The sequence below is a fragment of the Legionella jamestowniensis genome (assembly GCF_001467745.1).
GTDB classification, from domain to species: Bacteria; Pseudomonadota; Gammaproteobacteria; order Legionellales; family Legionellaceae; genus Tatlockia; species Tatlockia jamestowniensis.
The window spans coordinates 1-642 of the sequence record NZ_LNYG01000002.1 but is presented as its reverse complement, the minus strand read 5'-3'; the positions used below and the strand labels follow the sequence as shown (position 1 = coordinate 642).

Here is a 642-nt window from a genome sequence, read left to right as displayed (position 1 = left end):
ATATTTAGACGCAAAAGAGGAGCAAGATAGACAATTAGAACTCTATTTTCATGAATGTAAACTAACTACCATTGACCGACTCTTTGAGCAATGGGTTTGGAGTGCGCTTCCTGAAGAAGTTCGTCAAATCCCTGTGATAGAAAAACAACTTCATGAATATCAAGATGATCTTACTAATCTGGCAGAAGAGGAAGACGATGAAAATATTCATGCTGAAATAATGCAACTCCAAGAACAACTTGATGCAGCGAAGGGTATTAGGGATACCCTTCGTCTTGTTGAGATTAAGGCAACATCCCTTATTCACGCACAAGTGGCGGTGGCTATAGCTGTTGCCGAGCAAAAGAAATGGAGTGAATTATTGAATTTTGATCAAGAAGATTCAAAGCACATTTTAACTGATGAACAGTTTACGGCACTTGTCTCTCAAGCCGTTGATGCACTAACAGCTCGCAATTATGCTCGCCTTGGTAAGGACGAATTGGGACCACTAGCAAAGCATTTGGCAGCTCGCAGAGAATTACAAAATGAAAAACGTTCAAATGCTGAAGGTAGTTTGCGCACTCTCGCAACAGTGAAGGGTGAAACTCATCAACTCTCGTTAAGTGAAGTTAGGGATCCACTCAATCGCACACTTTTTAT

At 40.8% G+C, this 642-nt stretch carries 1 protein-coding gene; it reads left to right on the top strand.

The window, feature by feature from the left end:
- The coding region (locus tag Ljam_RS15285) for a hypothetical protein (protein ID WP_162262904.1) at positions 1 to 642 on the top strand (642 nt) is incomplete at both ends.